The sequence below is a fragment of the Luteibacter sp. genome, assembly GCF_009912395.1.
In the GTDB taxonomy this organism is placed as follows: domain Bacteria; phylum Pseudomonadota; class Gammaproteobacteria; order Xanthomonadales; family Rhodanobacteraceae; genus Luteibacter.
In genome coordinates, this window is sequence record NZ_WNDO01000001.1 from 48,121 (window position 1) to 68,553 (window position 20,433).

Annotated in this window: 19 protein-coding genes; 4 read left to right on the forward strand and 15 right to left on the reverse strand. The window is 64.4% G+C overall.

The genetic code is table 11. The annotated features are described in order from the left end of the window. Positions 1 to 46: 46 nt before the first annotated feature. The 13 genes from GAK28_RS00235 to GAK28_RS00295 all read right to left on the reverse strand — a co-directional run bounded on the left by GAK28_RS00235 (position 47) and on the right by GAK28_RS00295 (position 14,096). Positions 47 to 895 (reverse strand): hypothetical protein, encoded by an 849-nt coding sequence (locus GAK28_RS00235; RefSeq protein WP_291773603.1) that lies wholly within the window; start codon positions 893 to 895, stop codon positions 47 to 49. A 445-nt stretch (positions 896 to 1,340) separates the two neighbouring features. Next, positions 1,341 to 1,805, reverse strand: coding sequence for a hypothetical protein (locus tag GAK28_RS00240; protein WP_291773604.1), 465 nt, complete (start codon positions 1,803 to 1,805; stop codon positions 1,341 to 1,343). 336 nt (positions 1,806 to 2,141) lie between these two features. Continuing rightward, entirely contained in the window at positions 2,142 to 2,447 is a 306-nt protein-coding gene (locus tag GAK28_RS00245; protein WP_291773605.1) for a hypothetical protein, read from the reverse strand. Then, positions 2,444 to 2,734: a hypothetical protein gene (locus GAK28_RS00250; protein ID WP_291773606.1), complete on the reverse strand. Its 291-nt coding sequence runs from the start codon at positions 2,732 to 2,734 to the stop codon at positions 2,444 to 2,446. The genes GAK28_RS00245 and GAK28_RS00250 overlap by 4 nt, the downstream gene beginning before the upstream one ends. 985 nt (positions 2,735 to 3,719) lie before the next feature. Beyond that, positions 3,720 to 4,976: a glutamate-5-semialdehyde dehydrogenase gene (locus tag GAK28_RS00255; protein ID WP_291773607.1), complete on the reverse strand. Its 1,257-nt coding sequence runs from the start codon at positions 4,974 to 4,976 to the stop codon at positions 3,720 to 3,722. An 11-nt stretch (positions 4,977 to 4,987) separates the two neighbouring features. Continuing rightward, complete coding sequence (proB, locus tag GAK28_RS00260) at positions 4,988 to 6,109, reverse strand: glutamate 5-kinase (protein WP_291773608.1); 1,122 nt, start codon at positions 6,107 to 6,109, stop codon at positions 4,988 to 4,990. A 140-nt stretch (positions 6,110 to 6,249) separates the two neighbouring features. Beyond that, positions 6,250 to 7,542, reverse strand: a complete 1,293-nt coding sequence (locus GAK28_RS00265; protein ID WP_291773609.1) for an argininosuccinate lyase — start codon at positions 7,540 to 7,542, stop codon at positions 6,250 to 6,252. 17 nt (positions 7,543 to 7,559) lie between these two features. Next, a complete protein-coding gene (argC, locus tag GAK28_RS00270) occupies positions 7,560 to 8,507 on the reverse strand; it encodes an N-acetyl-gamma-glutamyl-phosphate reductase (RefSeq protein WP_291773610.1) in 948 nt (315 codons plus the stop codon). Between the two features lie 6 nt (positions 8,508 to 8,513). Further along, on the reverse strand, positions 8,514 to 9,830 hold the full coding sequence (locus GAK28_RS00275) for an acetylglutamate kinase (RefSeq protein WP_291773611.1): 1,317 nt from the start codon (positions 9,828 to 9,830) through the stop codon (positions 8,514 to 8,516). Further along, entirely contained in the window at positions 9,820 to 10,917 is a 1,098-nt protein-coding gene (locus tag GAK28_RS00280; protein ID WP_291773612.1) for an acetylornithine deacetylase, read from the reverse strand. Before GAK28_RS00280 ends, GAK28_RS00275 begins: the two co-directional genes overlap by 11 nt. Positions 10,918 to 10,926: 9 nt before the next feature. Next, positions 10,927 to 12,132 (reverse strand): argininosuccinate synthase, encoded by a 1,206-nt coding sequence (locus GAK28_RS00285; RefSeq protein WP_291773613.1) that lies wholly within the window; start codon positions 12,130 to 12,132, stop codon positions 10,927 to 10,929. Positions 12,133 to 12,172: 40 nt separating this feature from the next. Then, positions 12,173 to 13,204 carry an N-acetylornithine carbamoyltransferase gene (locus tag GAK28_RS00290; protein WP_291773614.1) on the reverse strand — a complete coding sequence of 344 codons (1,032 nt, stop codon included), beginning with the start codon at positions 13,202 to 13,204 and terminating at the stop codon, positions 12,173 to 12,175. A gap of 343 nt (positions 13,205 to 13,547) precedes the next feature. After that, positions 13,548 to 14,096 (reverse strand): glycine zipper 2TM domain-containing protein, encoded by a 549-nt coding sequence (locus GAK28_RS00295; protein WP_291773615.1) that lies wholly within the window; start codon positions 14,094 to 14,096, stop codon positions 13,548 to 13,550. Between the two features lie 202 nt (positions 14,097 to 14,298). Here GAK28_RS00295 and cysS point away from each other — a divergent pair, with 202 nt between their 5' ends. Together cysS and GAK28_RS00305 are read left to right on the forward strand one after the other, a co-directional pair. Beyond that, positions 14,299 to 15,678 carry a cysteine--tRNA ligase gene (gene cysS / locus GAK28_RS00300; protein WP_291773616.1) on the forward strand — a complete coding sequence of 460 codons (1,380 nt, stop codon included), beginning with the start codon at positions 14,299 to 14,301 and terminating at the stop codon, positions 15,676 to 15,678. Then, positions 15,675 to 16,109 carry a SufE family protein gene (locus GAK28_RS00305; protein WP_291773618.1) on the forward strand — a complete coding sequence of 145 codons (435 nt, stop codon included), beginning with the start codon at positions 15,675 to 15,677 and terminating at the stop codon, positions 16,107 to 16,109. Before cysS ends, GAK28_RS00305 begins: the two co-directional genes overlap by 4 nt. Positions 16,110 to 16,157: 48 nt before the next feature. Here GAK28_RS00305 and GAK28_RS00310 read toward each other — a convergent pair whose 3' ends face one another. Together GAK28_RS00310 and dksA are read right to left on the reverse strand one after the other, a co-directional pair. Beyond that, on the reverse strand, positions 16,158 to 17,576 hold the full coding sequence (locus GAK28_RS00310) for a nicotinate phosphoribosyltransferase (protein WP_291773620.1): 1,419 nt from the start codon (positions 17,574 to 17,576) through the stop codon (positions 16,158 to 16,160). Between the two features lie 179 nt (positions 17,577 to 17,755). After that, positions 17,756 to 18,709: an RNA polymerase-binding protein DksA gene (gene dksA / locus GAK28_RS00315; protein ID WP_291773622.1), complete on the reverse strand. Its 954-nt coding sequence runs from the start codon at positions 18,707 to 18,709 to the stop codon at positions 17,756 to 17,758. 118 nt (positions 18,710 to 18,827) lie between these two features. Here dksA and yidD point away from each other — a divergent pair, with 118 nt between their 5' ends. Next, complete coding sequence (yidD, locus tag GAK28_RS00320; RefSeq protein WP_291773625.1) at positions 18,828 to 19,088, forward strand: membrane protein insertion efficiency factor YidD; 261 nt, start codon at positions 18,828 to 18,830, stop codon at positions 19,086 to 19,088. Next, entirely contained in the window at positions 19,081 to 20,421 is a 1,341-nt protein-coding gene (locus GAK28_RS00325; RefSeq protein ID WP_291773627.1) for a dihydroorotase, read from the forward strand. The genes yidD and GAK28_RS00325 overlap by 8 nt, the downstream gene beginning before the upstream one ends. The last annotated feature ends 12 nt before the right edge of the window (positions 20,422 to 20,433 follow it).

Genomic DNA, 20,433 nt, shown 5'->3' on the forward strand with positions numbered 1-20,433 from the left:
GATTATTGGCATCTGCTACGCCCATCGACGTCGCCGCGAGCAGTATTCATTTGACCACATATGCGCCAATCGTCAGAGGCAGTACCCGCGGTGCCGCCGGATACAGGTCGAATTCCGGCTCCCAAACGCCGCCAGGCGGCACGTCAGCTTCGAGAACATCGACGTAGTTGCCTGCGTCAGTCGTACCGGCCACATTATCTACCGAGGCCACGCGTCCACTAACGTATCGAATAGTATATCCGATCAATCCATCGTTGGGGCCACAGCTATTTCCAATAGCGACACGCATCCTCGCCACGCTGGCACTCCTATTGACCAATGGCCATCGAACATGGATACCTCGGCCATACAGTGCGCCCACGTAGCCATCCCCATCGGGAGACCGCAAGGGAATGCCAGTACCATCGTCTTCAAGCCCCCCGCCCGAGTGGCAATGAAGCAACCCGATGCGATACGCCTGATACTCGGTAGAGGCAGCATCAAATCCTGATTCGACCCTCAGGGACAAGGCGTAATAATCACCAATGCCACGTTCCCAGCCACCGCTCTTCACGACTGGCATGGAGGCGTAATCACGTGACAGGAGAGATGCTTCACTGTCATCAGTCCACACGATATCGGTCATTTCGGCTCTTGCCGTCGTGTGCTTATCTTCCTCACGCGTCACTTCGACTTCGGCGATGATTCCAAAGGCATTGCCGTGCGCTGGCACGTTATGCTTGAAGTAAATCGCCTGCTTGCCCGGAGCCAACGTGGCACTAACCACCGGGGCGCCAGCATAACGACGCCATGCTGCATTGTTATCGTCCCGAGCGTCATCCATTGCCGCCCATGCAACTGAAGAAACATGAATAGGGAAATCATTCACGTTTCGCACAAGGATGCCATGAAACATGTTACGAGCCGTGTCATTGGCATGCCAGGAGAATACTTGACCCAGTCCCACAACCTCGCCGCGAAACAGAACGTAAGGAGAAGGCCCATCTATCATGCAATTGGATATGTTGCATACCGAACTATCCGAAGCAGGATCGTCCTCCACTATGGTTTCGGGCCGATTGGAATAAAAGAAAAATCGTCCGGATGGATGCTCGTACCCCTTCGTAATCCAGGATCGATCCAGGCCTCCTATCGACCATGTCCGCGTTGTAGTTTGAAACTGCTTTCCATCCTCTCCCAAGGTTCCCGACGCCGTGTCTCGTAGCAACTCCCTTCCCCGTGACACAACCTGCACCGTCAGGTGCGACGCGACTTGAATCGGCAATACTTGAGCAAATGCGATAGATGTTTGCACGAGAAGAACGACGAGTACCATTCGACTGTGATTCATGGTCGAAGACTCAACTCGCGATCATCTGAAAAACACACGCGGCAGTCCCGTCATTATTCGATCCCGATCCAATCGGGTTAGCAATGGTAAACCAGATCAATCTACCGTTAGCCTGTGCCGACAACAGCATGGCGTACTTGGCGTCGAACGCTGGATCGTTCGAAAGCAAGCGCACCTCGTTATACCCTACGCCATACGTGTTGCACGTAAGTCCGGCCAGCGAGTCGAAGCGCACCTTGACGGAATACGGCCCAGTCCCGTCGGCCCAGTTGACCAGAATGGTACTGATTCGTGCCCCGGTACATTGGCTTCCATCCGAGCATGTTGCCGCCTGAATCGTGGCGCTCAACGTGACTAGAACTGGAACAAAGCCCCACTTCACCCAACGATTGATACATTGCCCGATCGATCGACGCTTGCGCGGGTGCTCGTACGTCAGGTCATCGCCAAAGCACTTCGATACAAAGATAGACATAACCGCCCCCTAACATTCCGAGCCCATCGTGGACAAGGTTCTGGTGGAGGATGCACCGCTTTCCCTCGGCAGTCTGTAGGAAAAACCTTACAAGCCATGGAAGTATGGTGCAACTGGCACCGGGGGCACCCACGCGACCATCGACAAGCCGACTGGGCAGCTCAAGTTGCGTGGTTGGGGCGTCGTGTCAGACCATGCGAATGGGCCTATACGCAAGGATGGGGTGCCGCCGGGTATCGCCGAGGAGATGACTGATCACGATTCCGTTGACGTGTAGAAGCGTGCTTACGCACGATGGGTGCTCGCGATAGAGCCCCACCGCGCGCAAGCGCGCTCCTACAGTTCAGGTTCCCGCGAGATGAACCACATCCAGATCGCGCCCAGCGTCGAACCGATGAGCAAAGCGCCGGAGAATTCCAGCCAGTTGTCCGGCCATTCGTATTGGTGGGGACGCAAGTCATAGCGACCGGCGAAACTGCCTAGCGCGAAGGCTGCGATGATAAAGGCGATAAAGGACAGCCCGGTGAATACCTTCGCGCCGATGGCCAACGAACAATGCTGGTAACGGCGCGCAATGAAAATCAGCGCATTGATCGGCAGCAGGATCAATGCGATCGCGATCTCCCATAATTCGATCGTCATTTCGCACCGCCTAATGCGCGCACTTCATCCCACATGCGCCGAACATTTGCCTGCTTTGTGCATTGCAGGCTCATCCTATGTAAAAGGTTGACGCCCGACATCGCCCGCGTGAGATACCGCCGATTCGGCACCTCGTTCTCCATCATGTACTCCGTCAACATCGCCTGCATGGCTTCGGCATACGCCTGCATCGCCGTCGCGTCATTCATCAGCATGTCTACGCTGGCGTCCAGATTCAGGGCAAAGCTGCCCTCCCCAAGGACGCTGTCGTCTTTCGGTTCAGTCATTTCTCAAATCCTCATCACCGCTTTCGAGCGGGGCACGCCAACGGCCGTGCCCCTCATCGACTCGGGCGGTTCGATCTCACAGGGTCCGACTGTCCGATGTTCTCATTCGCCCACGGCGCTACGCGCCGGGTGGCTCGGCGGAAGGGAATACCATGAGAATGTCGGACAGGCCGGGCGTTTAGCCGCGTCCGGAGGGGCTCCGGGACGTCTGTGGACCGCGTGGGTCGGGCGGTGGGTGTGAGAATGCCTTAGACTTTGGCTTAGCCATCGTCAACTCCATAGGTTGATTGCTGGTCAGCGGGTCGTAGGTGCGCTAACATCTGCGGCCCGCGCTTCTTACCGCTTACGAGCGATGGTTGTTTGCCGACACGTGACATGAAACAGCAAACAACGCGAGCACGGTAGCAAATTACGTGCGTGCTTGCATATGGAAGGATTCTCAAAAGTGCCGCGCTTTTTTTTGCGCGCGATTACACGTTATCGATGACCTGGCCCGCTGCGCGGGGTCGCGCGCAAGCGCGCTCCTACAAGAGACGGGATGCGATAACCGGATGCATCGCCGTGGGCACCGGCCTGCGCCGGTGCGACGACGCGCTTCGTCGTTCCTGCGTACGCAGGAACCCAGCGCCTCGGTTTCCCAGCAACACGACGACGCTGCATCGGCTTTTGCGTAGGTAACGCACTCGCTGGAACGACGTGGGGCGCGATCAGACCGTGACGATGACCTGGCCCGCTGCGCGGGATCGCGCGCAAGCGCGCTCCTACAGGCGTAGGTGACGATTCGGGTACCTCACCGTCGTTCCAGCGCACGCTGGAACCCAGCGCCTCGGTTTGCCAGCAATGCGGCGGCGCTACATCGGCTTTTACGTAGGTAACCTATTCGCGACAACCCATTGCATTGCGCTGGGTTCCTGCGTGCGCAGGAACGACGTGAGGGGGTTTATACGTTTCGCGAAAATCGTATGCGCTAGAGGAGCGTGTTGCGTTAGCTGGGGTGGCGTACTTGTCCTGTGCCGCGAACGACGAAACGTTCGACGGTGAGGGATTCTGCGCCCATGGGGCCGTAGGCGTGCAGGCGGGTGGTCGAGATGCCGATTTCGGTGCCGAGGCCAAGTTCGCCGCCATCGCTGAAGCGGGAGGAAGCGTTGACCATCACTACCGCGGAGCGGATGGCACGGATGAAGTATTCGGCGGTTGCTGTGTCGCGTGTGGCGATGACTTTGGTGTGGTCGGAGCCGTAGCGGCGAATATGGGTGATCGCGTCGTCGATGGAGTCCACCACGCGCAGGGCGATCACCAGGTCGAGGAATTCGGCGGCGTAGTCGTCGTTGGTAGCTTCGGCTAGATCGGCGACCAGGTGCTGGCTTGTCGCGTCGCCACGCACGTCCACGCCCCGCTCGCGCAGGCGGGCGACGGCCTTTGGTACGAACGAGGGGGCGATGTCCTTGTGGACGAGCAGGGTTTCCAGCGCGTTGCAGACGCCGGGGCGGCTGGTCTTGCCGTCGATCAGCAGGTCGAGCGCCAGGGCTTGGTCGGCCGTACTGTCGACATAGAGGTGGCAGACGCCTTTGTAGTGCTTGATCACCGGCACACGGGCGTGTTCGGCGACGAAGCGGATGAGGCCTTCGCCGCCGCGCGGGATGGCGAGGTCGACGATGTCGGTGAGCTGGAGCAGTTCCACCATCGTTTCGCGACGAGGGTCGTCGATGACCGTAACGGCGGCTTCCGGCAGCCCTTCCTCGCGCAGCGCGCGTTTCAACGATGCGGCGATGGCGAGGTTGGAGCGCATGGCGTCGCTGCCGCCGCGCAGGATGGTGCAGTTGCCTGCCATGAGGCATAGCGCCGCCGCGTCCGCCGTGACGTTGGGGCGGGCCTCGTAGATCATCGCGATCACGCCGAGCGGAATGCGGACGCGCTCCACCTCGATGCCGTTAGGGCGGGTGTCACGGCGCGTCACCAGGCCGACGGGATCGGGCAAGGTGGCGACTTCGCGGACGGCTGCCACGATGCCATCGAGCCGTTTCGGATCGAGGCGCAGGCGGTCGAGCATCGCCGTGCTGGTGCCGTTGGCTTCCGCTGCCTTCATGTCCTGTGTGTTGGCATCCAGCACGAGCGCTTCGTCGGCGGCGAGCGCGTCGGCCATGCGATGCAGCAGGCGGCGCTTGGCGACGGTGTCGAGCGAGGCGATGGTCGCCACCGCGTCGCGGCAGGCCAGGGCGTATGCGTGTAGCGAGTGCGTCATGGAGGCCTCGTTCATTCGGGCAGGACGATGAGATCGTCGCGATGGACGATGTTTTCGCCGTAGCTGTAGCCCAGCAGTGATTCGATGTCGCGGGTGTGTCGCCCGGCGATGCGTCGTACATCGGATGCCGCGTATTGCACGACACCGCGCGCCACGATGCGGTCGTTTCTGACGATGTCGATCACGTCGCCTCGGGCGAAGTCGTCGGCGGCCTCGATCACGCCGCCAGGCAGCAGGGAGGCGCCGCGTGTACGGAGTGCCATCAGCGCGCCTTCGTCCACGACCACCCTGCCCGCGCCTGGCGCGTGGCGCAGCCAGTACTTGCGGGCGGCGAGTCGGGAGCGTGGCGCGCGCAGGCGCGTGCCGGTGAGGTGGCCTTCGGCCAGGCGGGCGACGCAGGCAGCGTCGCGACCGTCGAACAGCAGGGTTTCGATGCCGGCGGCGGCGGCCTTGAGCGCGGCTTCGAGCTTGGTGCGCATGCCGCCGGTCCCGGCGGCGGTACCGGCACCGCCGGCGCTGGCCAGATGCTCCGGGGTGACTTCGGCGACGTCCTGCACCGGTGTCGCCGTGGGATCGGTGCGCGGATTCGCGGTGTAGAGCCCGGGGATGTCGGAGGCGATCATCAATACGTCGGCATCGACCAGCGCGGCGACGATGGCGGCGAGGTTGTCGTTGTCGCCGAGCTTCAGCTCATCCACCGCGACGGTGTCGTTCTCGTTGATGACGGGGATGGCGCCGAGCGCCAGCAGTTCGCGCAGCGTCGAGCGTGCGTTGAGGTAGCGGCGGCGGTTGCGCAGGTCGTCGTGGGTGAGCAGCACCTGGGCGACCGGCGCGTCGAAGAAGCCTTGCCAGAGCGCGACGAGGCGGGTCTGGCCGAGGGCGGCGAGGGCCTGGCGGCCGCTGAGGCCAGTGCTTTTCACAGGAAGGGCCAGGCCGCGTCCCGCGGCGACCGCGCCGGAGGAGACGATCACCACGTCCCTGCCCGCGCGACGGCTGGCCGTGACGAACGCGGCCAGTGCGTCGGCATGGCGGCCGTCGAGACGGCCTTCCGGGGTGGTCAGGAGGCTGCTACCGACCTTCAGGACGGCGCGGTGCCAGTCGGGGGCGGGTTGTTCTGTGAAACGACCTTCCATGACGGTTCCTCTACCGGGGGATCGCGCGCTAGCGCGCTCCTACAAGAGCAAGATCCGATCTTCAGCCTGGCCGATGCTTCCGCCATGTCCTTGTAGGAGCGCGCTTGCGCGCGATCGCGCGCAAGCGCGCTCCTACAGGGTTATCGCAGGGCGTCTAGGCGGGTGCGCAGCGTGTCGAGCATCAGGTCGTGGCCGGAGCCTGGCGAGGTGCGTGCTGCCAGGCTGGATTCCGGCGAACGGCCCTCGCCTGCCGATGCCGCCGTTTCGGCCGCGGCGCGGTAGGCGTCGCGGAACGGTACGCCGGCCACGGCCTGCTCGATCGCCACGTCGGTGGCGTACATCGCCGGTTCGATGGCGGCGCGCATCTTGTCGGCCTTCCATTCGAAGCGGGCGAGCATGTCCGGCAGCAGTTCCAGCGCACCGAGGCCCATGGAGAAGCCATGGAATAGCGAGCCCTTGGAGAACTGCAGGTCACGCTGGTAGCCCGAGGGCAGCGAGAGCAGCTGTTCGATCTCGGTGCGCGCGGCGGCCACGCTGGCGTAGCTGGCACGGAGCAGTTCGACCACGTCGGGATTGCGCTTGTTCGGCATGATCGACGAACCGGTCGTGTACTCGGCCGACAGCTTCACGAAGTCGAATTCGGCGGTGGTGAACAGCGAGAGGTCCCACGCCAGGCGACGCGTATCGAGCAGCGCCGTGCCGACGGCGTCGAGTGCGGCCATCTCGAACTTACCGCGCGAGAGCTGGGCGTAGATCGGCGAAACCTGCATACGACCGAAGCCGAGTGCCGTGGTGGTGTGGGCGCGGTCGAGCGTCACGTTCACGCCGTAGCCTGCAGCGGTGCCGAGCGGGTTGGCGTCGATCAGCTCCAGCGCCTGGCGGGCACGCAGCGTGTTGTCGATGAAGGCTTCGGCGAACGCCGCGAACCACATGCCCGTGGACGAGACCACGGCACGCTGGATGTGCGTGTAGCCGGGCATCGGCAGCGCATCGCCTGCCGCGCGCTCCAGGCACACCTCGGCCACGCGACGGCACAGGGCCTCCAGCGTGGCGAGCTTCTCCTTGAGCCACAGGCGCGTGGCGACGAGGATCTGGTCGTTGCGGCTACGACCGGTATGCACGCGGCGCCCCGCGTCGCCGAGGCGTTCGGTCAGGCGCGCTTCGATGGCGGAGTGGCCGTCTTCGAAGCGCTCGTCGAGCACAAAGGCGCCGGCGGCGAAGTCGCCCGCCAGCGTATCCAGCTCGCGCAGCAGCGCGTCACGCTCGTCGTTGGAGACCACGCCGATATTGGCGAGGCCTTCCACGTGCGCCTTGCTGGCGGTGATGTCGTGCAGGAAGAACTCGCGGTCGAGCACCACGTCGTTGCCGGCCAGGAAGCGCATGATGCGCGCGTCGACCTGGGTGTCGGATTTCTGCCAGAGCGGCTGGGTCATCGTTGCGTTCCTTTCGCTCAGAGCGGAATGGCGGTGAGCTCGTCGAAGCCGAGCGAGCGGTTGACGTTCTGCATCGCCTGCGTGGCGGCACCCTTGAGCAGGTTGTCGAGCGTGGCGACCACGACGACACGACGGCTGTCGCTGGACACCGTGAAACCACCGACATCCAGATGGTTCTTGTTCGCGATATGGCTCACCCACGGGGCTTCGTCCACCACGTGGATCAGTTTCTCGTTCTCGAAGCGCGCCTCGAAGCGACGGACGATGTCTTCGCGCTTGTGCGGCTTGGCGAGATACAGGTTCGTGGTGACGGTGAGGCCACGGAAATGCGGCGCCACGTGCGGCATGAATTCCACCGGCATGCCGAGATGGCGGCTGGCTTCCTTCTCGTGCATGTGCCCGGTGAGCGAGAACGGCATCAGGTTGTCGCGCAGCTTTTCCGGATCGTTGCGGTCGGAGGGCGTGGTGCCCGCGCCGGAGTAACCGGAGACACCGAACGACACCGGCGGTGCCGCCAGCAGGTCCTTGATGGGCGCGATGGAGCACTGGATGGCCGTGGCATAGCAACCGGGGTTGCTGATGCGCTTCTCGCCGCGCCAGCGATCGCGGTACAGCTCGGGCAGGCCGTAGTACCAGCGCTCGTCGAAGCGGTAGTCGGCCGACAGGTCGACGATCACCGTCGAACCGCCGGCCTTGTCGATGGCTTCCACGTACGGCGCCGCCTTGCCGTTCGGCAGGGCGAGCACGACGACGTCGGCGCCCTGCTCCGCCACGGCGGCCGGATCGAGGTTGCCGTAGCGCAGCTCGCCCGTATAGGCATCGCTATGGTCGGCTAGGCGCTGGCCGTCGAGTTCGCGCGAGGACACGAACACGAGTTCCAGCGACGGATGGTTGGCGATCAACCGGATCAGTTCGGCGCCCGTGTGGCCACGTGCGCCGACGATGCCGATGGTCTTGGTCGACATGGCCGTTCAGTCCTTGAGGGTGGGGGTGCGCGTGGCGCAATGCGCGACGCAACGCTCGATGTCGGCGAAGTTGTCCAGGCCGTACCAGAACACCTTCCAGCGGGCCTGCTTGTAGCAGCCGTCCGACTCCGCGTAATAGAAGTGATTGATGACGTTGCCGTGGCGCGAGCGCCAGAACAGCTTCGGGTTCTCGTCGTGCATCACCTGCCACACGGCGCGGCCCAGGCCTTCGCCCTGGGCGTCGTCGAGCACGGCGAACTTGTCGAGGTAGGCGAAGCCTTCTTCCTCGGTCAACACCATGGCGGCGCGGTAATTCTCCGAGACGTACAAGCGATACAGCGACGTGCGCTCGAAGTAATCCTTCACCAGCGTGCGTCCGAAGCTCGATTCGATGAGCTGGCGCATGCGGTCCAGATCCACGCCTTCCCACGAGTCGAAGCGCAGCACGCGCTCGCCACGACGCACGAGCGTGCCCGAGCCCTTGTGGGTGAACAGTTCCTTCGCCAGCTCCGACGGCCGGGTAATCGACACCGACGAGGTCAGCGGCAGGTCGTCCAGCAGGTCCTTGATCTGCTCGATCTTCAGGCGCATGCCCGAATGCAGCCACGGCTGCGCGAGCAGCTGTTCGTATTCGGTCGACAGGTTGATCGAGTCGATGACGTTGCCGTCGCCGTCGAGCAGGCCGCCCGTGCCGGTCAGGAACACGATCTTGTATGGCTGGAGCACGCGCACCAGTTCGTTGGCGGCGAAGTCGGCGTTGATGTTGAGGATCTGGCCGGTTTCCGTCTCGCCGAGGCTGGCGATGACCGGGATCGAGCCGGCGCGCAGGCTGGCTTCGATCGGCGCGAGGTTGATCTCGCGCACGCGGCCGACGAGGCCCAGGGCATCCTGGTCGAGGAAGTCGGCCGTGAACACGCCCGACGGCACCGAGGTGGCGCGAGTGCCGACTTCCTGCAGGGCTTCCACCAGGCGCAGGTTCTGCGCCTGGAAGACCTTGCGGACGATCGCCAGGGCTTCCGGAGAGGTCACGCGCAGGCCGTTGACGGTCTTCTTCTCGATGCCGGCGGCCTGCAGCTCTTCGTCGAGCTGCGGGCCGGCGCCGTGCAGCACGATGGGCGTCAGGCCCACCTGCTGCAGGAACGACAGCGACGAGGTCAGGTCGGGTAGTTCGTCGCGCAGCACGGCGCCGCCCACCTTGACCACCGCGAAACGCGCGGCGTCGAGCTGGGAGAAGCGCTTGAGGTACTGCTGGATCTCGCGCGCGCTGCCCATGGCGGAGAGCAGGCGGACGATGGTCTTGCGGGTGTGCTGGTTAGATTCCACGATCGACGATCCGATGGATGGTCTGGGCGTAATGCCCAAGTTGTTCGAGAGCGACCCATTCGTCGGCGGTGTGCGCCTGCGCGATGTCGCCAGGGCCGTAGACGAAGGACGTGTAGCCACCCTTCGAGAACAGCGCCGACTCGGTCCAGAAGTCCACCGCGTTGCCGACGGGGATGTTCAGTTCATCGGCGATGTCGCGGGCGGCCAGGCGACGGGTTTCCGCCGTCGCGGTGTCACCGGCCGGCAGCGAATCGCCGCGGAAGGTTTCGCCGAATTCCACCGGATGCGGTTCGACCAGCGTGCGGAAGGTTTCCAGCAACTGGTCGGCGTCCATCGACGGCAGCGGACGGAAGCCGAAGCGCACGTCGGCCGTCGGTGCGATGACGTTGGCCTTGATGCCGCCTTCGACCTTGCCCACGTTGAAACGCAGGCCGGTGAGGCCTCCGAAACGTTCGTGCGACAGCGACTGGACGTGGTCCAGTGCTGCGGCGCCCCAGCGAATCGCCTGGTGCAAGGCGCTGTCGGACGGCTTCTGGTCACCCGAGGCATGGCCTGCGCGACCAAGGAAGCGCATCTGCACCGACAGGATGCCCCGATGCGCGAGCACCGCTTCACCCTGGGTGGGCTCGGCGACGATCACGGCCTCGTAGTCGCGCGGCGTCTTCAGGAAGCCGTCGATGCAGCGTGCGTCGTTGGCTTCCTCGTCGGTGGACAGCAGCAGGGCCATGTCGCCCTGTGTCGCGTTGGCCACCGCCACGAGCGCGGCGGCCGCGCCCTTGATGTCGCACGCGCCCAGGCCGATGGCACGATCTTCCGTCACGCGCAGCTCGAACGGGCTGGCCGTCCAGTGCGGGGAGTCCGGCACGGTGTCCAGATGCACGTTGAACAGGTACTTCGGCTTGCCGCGCACCGCGTACAGGTTGACGGCACCGGCGCCGAAATCGGTCACCTGCACGTCGAACCCGGGAAGGTTCGCGCGCAGGTAATCGAAGATGCCACCGGTACCGATGGTTCGCGGCGGGTTGCGCGTGTCGTGGCTCACGAGCGCGCGCAGATGGGTCAGGGTGTCCTGGAGAAGTTTATCCATGGGTCGGGATCACTTGCCGTTGGCGCGGTCGACTTCGGCCCAGAGCGTGGAGCTCATGCCGTAGAGCTTGATGAAGCCTTCGGCCTCGGCGACGCCCCAGTCGGCGGCCTGCGCGTAGGTGGCCTTGGCGGACTGGAGGATGTTCTTCGATTCCACCTTCACGGCGTACACCGAGCCACCACGCGTCTCGATGATCACCTTGCCGTCGACCTTGCGCTGCGTGGAGGCAAGGAAGGCTTCCAGGTCGGCCTTGATCGGGTCGTTGAAGAAGCCTTCGTAGGCCACTTCGGTCCACTTGCGACCGATTTCCGGCTTGAAGCGGTTCTGCTGCTTGGAGAGCACGGTCTCTTCGAGCGCACGGTGCGCGGTGAGCAGCGCGGTGAGCGCCGGCGCCTCGAATACGATGCGGCCCTTCAGGCCGATGTTGGTGTCGCCGGTGTACAGGCTGCGGCCCACACCGTACTTGGCCAGCTCACGGTTGAGGAAGCCGAGGATCTCCGGACCGGTGGCGGCCTTGCCGTTCAGCGACGTGGCCACGCCCTTCTCGAAGCCCAGCTCGACACGCAGCGGTTCGGACGGCCATTCGGCACGCGGCGCGCACCAGCCGATGGCGCCTTCGCCCGGGATTTCCCATGCGTCGATCTCGCCGCCGGAGATGGTCACGCCCAGCACGTTCTCGTTGATGGTGTAGTGCTTGGTCTTGGCGCGGACTTCGAAGCCCTTCTCTTCCAGGTACTTCTGCTCGTAGGCGCGCACCTGGGTGTGTTCGCGCTGGATCTCGCGAATCGGGGCGACGATGGTGTAGTCGCCGAGCGCCTTCACGGTGAGGTCGAAGCGGACCTGGTCGTTGCCCATGCCGGTGCAGCCGTGGGCGAAGAACTTCGTGCCCAGCTCGTCGCAGCGCTCAAGGGAGGCCTGCACGATGAGGTAGCGGTCGGACACCAGCAGCGGGTACTGGCCCTGGTAGAACTCGCCGGCCTGGATCAGCGGGGTGACGAAGCTGTCCCAGATCGCCTGCGCGGCGTCCACCGTACGATGCGAGGCGGCGCCCAGCTCCGTCGCGCGGTGCTCGATGTACTCGCGCTCCTCGGCCGAGACGCCACCGGTATCGACGAACACGGTATGCACGGCATAGCCGCGCTCCATCAGGTAGGGGACGCAGAAGCTGGTGTCGAGGCCGCCCGAGAAGGCGAGGACGATATCGTTGCTGGACATGCTGGCTCCGGAAAGAAAGTGGTCGTAGAAAAAAGGGGAATCAGAAACCGAGGCCGGACTTGGCGCCCGACTGGGAAAGCAGCGAGGCCATGATCGCCTTCTGCACGTGCAGGCGGTTCTCGGCTTCGTCGATGGCGATGCAGGCCGGCGAGTCCATCACCGCGTCCGTCGCCTTGATGTTCCGGCGCAGCGGGAGGCAGTGGCTGAACAAGCCGTTGTCGGTGAGCGCCATCTTGGCCTCGTCGACGATGAAGTGCTTGTTGGCGTCGCGGATCGCCTTTTCCTCGTCCCAGCGGCCGAAGTAAGGGATGGCGCCCCAGCTCTTGGCGTAGATCACGTGCGCGCCGCTATAGGCCGACTCGATGTCATGCGACACCTGGAGCGATCCACCGTTCTCGCGGGCGTTCTGCTTGGCGAACTCCATGTAGCGCTCGTCCAGCACGTATTCCGGCGTCGGGCACAGCAGGGTCACGTCCATGCCCATCTTGGTGGCGATGAGCAGGGCCGAGTTGGCCACGGCCGTATTGAGCGGCTTGGGGTGGTAGGTCCAGGTCAGGACGTACTTCTTGTTCTGCAGGTCGCCCAGGTGTTCCTTCAGGGCCAGCGCGTGGGCCAGCTCCTGGCAGGGATGGGTGATGGTCTCCAGGTTGATCACCGGCACCGTCGCGTAGCGAGCAAAGGCGGCCAGCACCTTGTCCTGGCGGTCCACCGACCAGTCCTGGAACTTCGGGAAGGCACGGACGCCGATCAGGTCGACATAGCGCGAGAGCACGCGGGCCACTTCGGCGATGTGTTCCTCGGTGTCGCCGTCCATAACGCTGCCCACCTCGAACTCGATGGGCCATGCATCCTTGCCCGGCGACAGCACCACCGCATGGCCGCCCATCTGGAAGGCGCCCAGCTCGAAGCTCGTACGCGTGCGCATCGACGAGTTGAAGAACAACAGCGCGATGGACTTGCCCGCCATCTGCTGGCCCTGCGGGGAGCGCTTGAACTCGGCGGCCTGCTCGAGCAGGGCGTCGATCTCGGCGCGGCTATGGTCCTGGGTGGAGAGGAAATGGCGAACGGTCATGACGGTCCAGGGCGGTGGGTGGCGATGGATGGGAGGAAAAACCGGAAACGGAAACAAAAAAACCCGGCACATGGCCGGGTTTTTTAGTCGATACGAATGAAACGCGCGCGACAGCCTACCCGGCCAATTGTCCGATGTACGGTCGACGAGCACGCGAGGTCATTCCTGCGGCCATACGGGCGCTGGTAAGGACGATCGCGGTGTAGACGGCGTTGGACACGGCGGAGCCTGTCAAGGTGGAAACGCGATCATGCCGTGGATTGGTGCGTTGCGCAACAGGTCTAGCGCACAAAAAAGGCCGCGATCGCTCGCGGCCTTTCCTGTACTGGATCGCCTGCCGGGTTCAATCGGCCGGCGCGACGTTCACGCGGACCCGCAGGCGCTCGCCCGGGTCGTAGTTCAGGCGCGAGACATAGACTTCGCCGCGATAGCGGTATTCCACGTCGTAGCCGGCGATGCGGCGCTGCTCGGAGACCGTGCTGACGTCGCGGCAGCGGGTTTCGGTGCTCTGGTAGGTCCGGTCATCGCCGCGCGAGACATTGTTGCCCACGGCGCCACCGGCCACCGCGCCGACCACCGTGGCGGCCGTACGGCCATTGCCCTTGCCAATGGTGTTGCCGAGCACGCCGCCCACGACGGCGCCAAGGATGGTGCCGGCGGTGCTGCCCTGGCCCTGCTCCTGGTGAACCACCTGCTGGTCGTAGCACTCCTGCCGGGGCGTCTCGACACGCGAGACACCGTAGACGGGATCGACGCGCAGGACGTCGGCCCAGCCGTAATGGGTGTTGTCGTCCGGACCGGACGGGCCGGGCGGACCATAGCGGCCATCCTGCGCGTTGGCGCCGGTGGCGAATACCGCAAGGATGAGTGCGGGAATGAGCAGGCGAGACATGTAGAAAAACCTCCAGCCAGGCGCACAGAACGCCTACTGGCATGCATTTCACCAAGTTCACGCTGAATCGACGCTTAGAAGTGCACCGCGACGGAATCACGTCGCGTGTCAACCAAATTCGACCCTGCGCGTACGCCCGTGGGGCGGCCGGCTTGCTACTATCTCCGACCGGCCGCCCGCCGCGCCCGTCCACGGATTCCAGATGCCGATCTCGCTCTACAACACCCTGTCGCGCCGCACGGAGGCGTTCACACCCCTCGATCCCGAGCGGGTGACGATGTACGTCTGCGGGCCCACCGTCTACAACTACATCCATATCGGCAATGCCCGGCCGCCCGTCGTCTTCGACGTGCTCGCCCGGCTGATCCGGCGGACCTACCCGAAGCTGGTCTACGCCCGGAACATCACCGACGTGGACGACAAGATCAACAAGGCCGCCGCCATCGCTGGCGTGCCCATCGGCGAGATCACCGGCAAGTACACCCAGGCCTACCGCGACGACATGGCCCGACTGGGCGTCGCCCCGCCCGATGTCGAACCCCACGCGACAGCCCATATCCCGCAGATCATCGCCATGGTCGAGCGACTGATCGCGAGCGGCCACGCCTACCCCACCGAAGGCCATGTCCTCTTCCATGTGGACTCGTTCAAGGACTACGGCGCCCTCTCCGGCCGCGATCCCGATGAACAGATTGCCGGTGCCCGAGGCGAAGTCGCCCCAAACAAGAAGAGCCCCCGGGATTTCGTACTCTGGAAGCCCTCCGACGAGACGCTACCCGGCTGGGACAGCCCCTGGGGCCGCGGCCGTCCGGGCTGGCACATCGAGTGCTCGGCCATGAGCGAGACCCACCTGGGCGAGACCATCGACATCCATGCCGGCGGCGTGGATCTCACCTTCCCGCACCATGAGAACGAGATCGCCCAGAGCACCTGCGCCCACGGCGGCAAGGTTTTCGCCCGCTACTGGCTGCACAACGGCATGCTCACCTTCGACGGCAAGAAGATGTCGAAGTCGCTGGGCAACGTGCTCCAGTTGCATGAACTGCTGAACAAGCACCCCGGCGAGGCACTGCGCCTGCTGCTGCTGCGCGGCCACTACCGCCAGCCGCTGGACTGGTCCGACGCCGCGCTGACCCAGTCCGTGCGCACGCTGGACGGCTGGTACGGCGTGCTGCGCGACCTGGCCGACGTGCCGGTCGCCGAAGTGACGATCCCCGACGCCGTCGAGGCCGCGCTGTGCGACGACCTGAATACCCCGCAGGCCCTGGCCGAGATCTCCCAGTTGGCCGACGCCGCACGCCGCGCCAGCGGTGACGAGCGCGCCGCGGCCAAGGCCGCCCTGCTCGGCGGCGCCGGCCTGCTGGGCCTGCTCCAGGAAGACCCGGAAGCCTGGTTCCGCCAGGGCAGCGACGGCGAGAGCGTGGACGCCGCTGTCATCGAGGCGAAGCTGGAAGAACGCCGCGCCGCCCGCGCCGCGAAGGATTTCGCCCGTTCGGACGCGATTCGCGACGAGCTCAAGGCGATGGGCATCGCTATCGAGGATGGCGCCCAGGGCACTCGCTGGAATGTGGTGAAGGCATGAACGTTCCCCAGGAATCCAGCGCCGCCGAGGCACAGGCCGCGATCGCCGAGGAATTCGGTTTCTTCGGCGACTGGACCGAGCGCTATCAGTACCTGATCGACCTGGGTCGCCAGCTTCCGCCGTTCGCGGAAGAGAAGAAGACCGAGGAACACCGCGTGCACGGCTGCCAGTCGATGGTGTGGCTGATCCCCTCGGGCGATCCCTCGCGCATGACCTTCGAGGCGACCAGCGACTCGGCCATCGTCTCAGGGCTGATCGCTCTGGTGCTGCGCGTGTATTCGGGCCGATCGGCTTGGGAGATCGTCGACACCGAGCCGGCCTTCGTGCAGGAGATCGGCCTGGCCAAGCACCTCTCCCCCACCCGCTCCAACGGCCTTGCCGCCATGCTGGCGCGGATCAAGGCGTATGCGGCCGAGGCGCTAAAAAACTGATGTAGGAGCGCGCTTGCGCGCGATCGCGCGCAAGCGCGCTCCTACAGGTCAAGGCTGCTCGCTGCGCTCGCGCACGTCCGCGAAAGACCAATCCCTGACCAGGCTACCGTTCTCCCACACCGTCTCCATCGCGTGCTCCCAGCCATGGTCGGGCACCATGTCCTCGACGCGCTCGGCATCCACGGGAATGGGTACGGTCTTGAAGGTGCCGTACTCGCGATGGCGGATCAGCGTGAGGCGACCACGCTGGGAAAACTTGCCGGCATCGGTGATCGGCGCCTTGAAGACATCCACCCAGCGTCCGTCGATGCGCGCGGCCGAGCACTTCAGCGCGAATTTCTGCGTATCGCGATCCACCTTCTGCAATAGTGCGCCGCCCATGCCGAAGGCGATGTTGTCGGCGGCATAGCCTGCGCCCGTGATACGTTCGAGGATCGCCCGAATGCTGTCCGGATTTACGCCGTCCCCCTGGATCAGACGGACATGGTTGAGCAACTTGAAGCCCTTGCCGTTCTTCGTGTGACCGAAGGCCTCGTCGAGCAGTGTGATGCACTGATGCACCACCTCCACCGGGTCACCCGAATCCGGACGCACCACCAGCGTGCCGCCCGAGGCGATCACTTCGTCGCGCAAAGCCTTGCCCCAGTGCTCGCGGATGGCATGGAAGATGTCGTAGCTATCGGACACCACGGCGACAAGACTGCCCGGCTTGGCAAAGTGCCGGAGCATGTTGCGATAGGCGTCGACCTCGCGCTCGCGACCCCAGCTCGTGATCGTGCTGTGCTCGGCGGCAGGAATCGAATAGCCGGCCATCGGTTCGCCGTAATACGTGTGGGCGGCTAATACCCCCTGCACCGTGTCGGTGCCTCGGAAGTTCACCAGATGTGACATGCCGCCGATCGCGGCCGACTCGGCGCTCGACACGCCGCGCGCGCCGAAGTCATGCAGCTTGAACGGCAACTGGCCTTCGACATCGTCGCTGGTCCGCTCAAGGAAGGCGCGGATGGTGCGCTTCACCTGCCAGCTCAGCGTGGCCACGGTCACCGGATACCACAAGCGCAACAGCAGGGTCTCCAGGTAGCTCGGCAGCCAGTAAGCCTCAGGGTCGGTCGATTCGATGGTGACGAGGGCCTGGTGCGTCGGTACCACCATGCCTTCGGGCACGGCGCGGATACGCATGGGCAAGCGGCCGCCATGCACGTCCACGATCCGCCGCCAGCCCGCCTCGTTGAACGGTTCGCCATGGGCCGCGAAGAAGTCACGAGCCTCGTCGACGTTGGCATGCGTGACGGGCGTGGCCAGCCACTCCTTGAGAATTGCCTGAAGTCCGAAGAACACCGTCTTGTCGTACACGCCACCGCGCGACTCGACGTAGAAGAACGTCCGGTCGGTGCCAGGCGGGTACTGCAACCAGTGGCTCGCCTTGTAGCTGTCGGTGTTGAGGATGAGGTTCTGCAGGTGGCGCATGACGGAAGCTCCTTCGCGTCCGGAAAGCCAGCGGTCTTTCTGCGGGCGGTCGTTGCCGGGATCAACCACGGCCAAGAAAGAATTCAAGGATGTACCGGTGGTCTTCGTACCTCAATGGCCGGGCCGAAACGAAGAAGCCCCGCGATGGCGGGGCTTCTTGTCGAACCAGGGGGCGTGGATCAGTCGCCCATCTGCTTCTGAAGGTGCTCGCGGCGCTCCTGCGCGTCGAGCGTGAGCGTGGCGATCGGACGGGCGTCGAGGCGCTCGAGACCGATTTCCTCGTCGGTTTCCTCGCAGAAGCCGTAGCGGCCTTCCTCGATGCGGCGCAGAGCCTTGTCGATCTTGGAGATGAGCTTGCGGTAGCGGTCGCGGGTACGCAGTTCCAGCGAGTTTTCGGTCTCGCGGGTGGCGCGCTCGGCCTCGTCGCCGACGTCACGGACTTCCTCGCGGAGGTTGTCCATGGTCTGTCGCGACTCCTCGATCAGATCTTCGCGCCACTTCTTCAGCTTGGCGCGATAGTAGGCGAGGTGCTTCGGGCTCATGTACTCCTCGCCATCGTTATCGTTGGGACGATAACCGGCGGGGAGGTCGATGATGGTGGTAGCCGGCAGCGCGTAGCGGCCGTCCTCTTTGGTGATGCCGTTTTCAAGAGTGGTGCTGTTCATGCTGAATTGCGCAGATTTCTCAGTTCTGGATGGGGAGGCGCTGGCCACCGCGGATGCCTTGCGACCGTCGGTCGCGGCCGCATCGTTGGCATGGGCGGTTTTGGCCGCCGGTGCCGGCGTGGCCTTGGGCGCGGCCTTCACCGGCGCCTCGGGCGTCTTCTTGGCCGTCGCAGCCTTGCTGGCGGCGGCCGTCGTCTTCTTTGCCGCGGTCGGCGCGGCAGGCGCCTTGGCTGCGGGCTTGGTTACGGCCTTGGCGGGCGCTTTCGTCGCTGCCTTGGCCGGTGCCTTCTTCGCGGCGGCCTTCACCGGCGCGCTCTTGGCGGGAACCTTCTTCGCCACGGCCCCCGCCGTCTTGGCCGGCGTCTTGGCCGCCTTCGCCACGGCCGGCGTGGCCTTCTTCACATCACCAGCCCCGCCTTTCTTGGCGGCGCCCTTGGCAGCTGCGGAACTACTAGCGATTTTCGCCATATCCTTCACCTCGGTGGCCGTGGCGGCGGGGTGTTATAGCCCAGATGCGTTACCCCAGCAACCTTCTTCTGGGATACTGTCGGCTGGCATACGCCGGTCGACACCTGGCCTTCAATCAGTGACCCGCCTCCTCCTTCTACTGTTGTCCTTCTACAAGCGGTGGCTCAGCCCCCTCCTAGGGGCCCGCTGCCGGTTCCATCCATCGTGTTCCGATTATGCACGGGTTGCCATAGCCCGCTTCGGGCCGGCGCGCGGCGCCGTCCTGGCCAGCTGGCGCATCCTGCGCTGCCAGCCTTTCTGCGAGGGCGGGCATGATCCCGTGCCGGACCAATTCACTTTGCGCCGCTGTGGCGCCCAAGGAGCCCATACCCATGACTAACGCCTGGCTCATCAAGAACGCCGAACTGATCAACGAAAACAAGCGGTTCACCGCGGATGTCCGCGTCCGCGACGGCAAAATCGCGAAGATCGCGCAAGGACTGGAAAAGGAGCGTGACGAAGAGGTTATCGACGCCACCGGCCTGTGGCTGCTGCCGGGAATGATCGACGACCAGGTCCACTTCCGCGAACCGGGCCTCACCCAGAAGGCCGACATCTTCCACGAGTCGCGCGCCTGCGCGGCCGGCGGCATCACCAGCTACATGGAAATGCCCAACACCAAGCCGCCGGCGCTTGACCGCGACACGCTGGAGGCCAAGTACACCCGCGCCGCCGAGACCTCGGCCGTGAACTACGCCTTCTACATGGGCGCCAGCAACGACCATCTTGAACACATCCGCAAGCTCGATCCCAAGGCCGCCCCGGGCGTGAAGGTCTTCATGGGCGCATCCACCGGTAACATGCTGGTCGACAACCCGGAGACGCTCGACGGCATCTTCCGCGACACCCCCGTGCCGATCATCACCCATTGCGAAGACACCCCGATGATCGACGCCAACCACGAGAAGGCGCGCGAGAAGTACGGCGAGGACATCCCCGCCTGGGAACATCCGCACATCCGTTCCCGCGAGGCCTGCATCAAGTCCACACGCCTGGCGATCTCGCTGGCGAAGAAGCACAACACCCGCCTGCACGTGCTGCACATCTCCACCGCCGACGAACTAGCCCTGTTCGAGCCGGGCCCGATCGAGGGCAAGCGCATCACGGCGGAAACCTGCGTCCACTTCCTGCATTTCGGCGGCAAGGCCGATTACGACGAGAAGGGTTTCTTCATCAAGTGCAATCCGGCGATCAAGGACGAGGCCGACCGCGAGGCCATCACCAAGGCGCTGGCCGAAGGCCGCCTCGACGTGCTCGCCACCGATCACGCCCCGCACCTGCTGGAAGAAAAACAGCAGAAATACGACAAGGCCCCGTCCGGTCTGCCGCTCGTGCAGTTCGCCCTGCAGGCCGCGCTCGAGCGCGTCACCGAAGGCAAGCTCACGCTGCAGCGCGTGGTGGAGACCGTGTGCCACAACCCGGCGAAACTGTTCAACGTGAAGGATCGTGGCTTCCTGCGCGAAGGTTATGCAGCCGACCTGGTCCTGATCGATCCGAAGAAGTCGCATACGGTGACTCAGCAGGAAGTGCTCTCCAAGTGTGGCTGGACACCCTTCGAAGGCACCACCTTCAGCCACAGCATCGCCTCAACCTTCGTCAATGGACAGCGCGTGTGGGATGGCAAGAAGCTCGACGATTCCGTGCGCGGCCAGCGCCTGGCCTTCGATCGGTGAGGCGCATCGCAC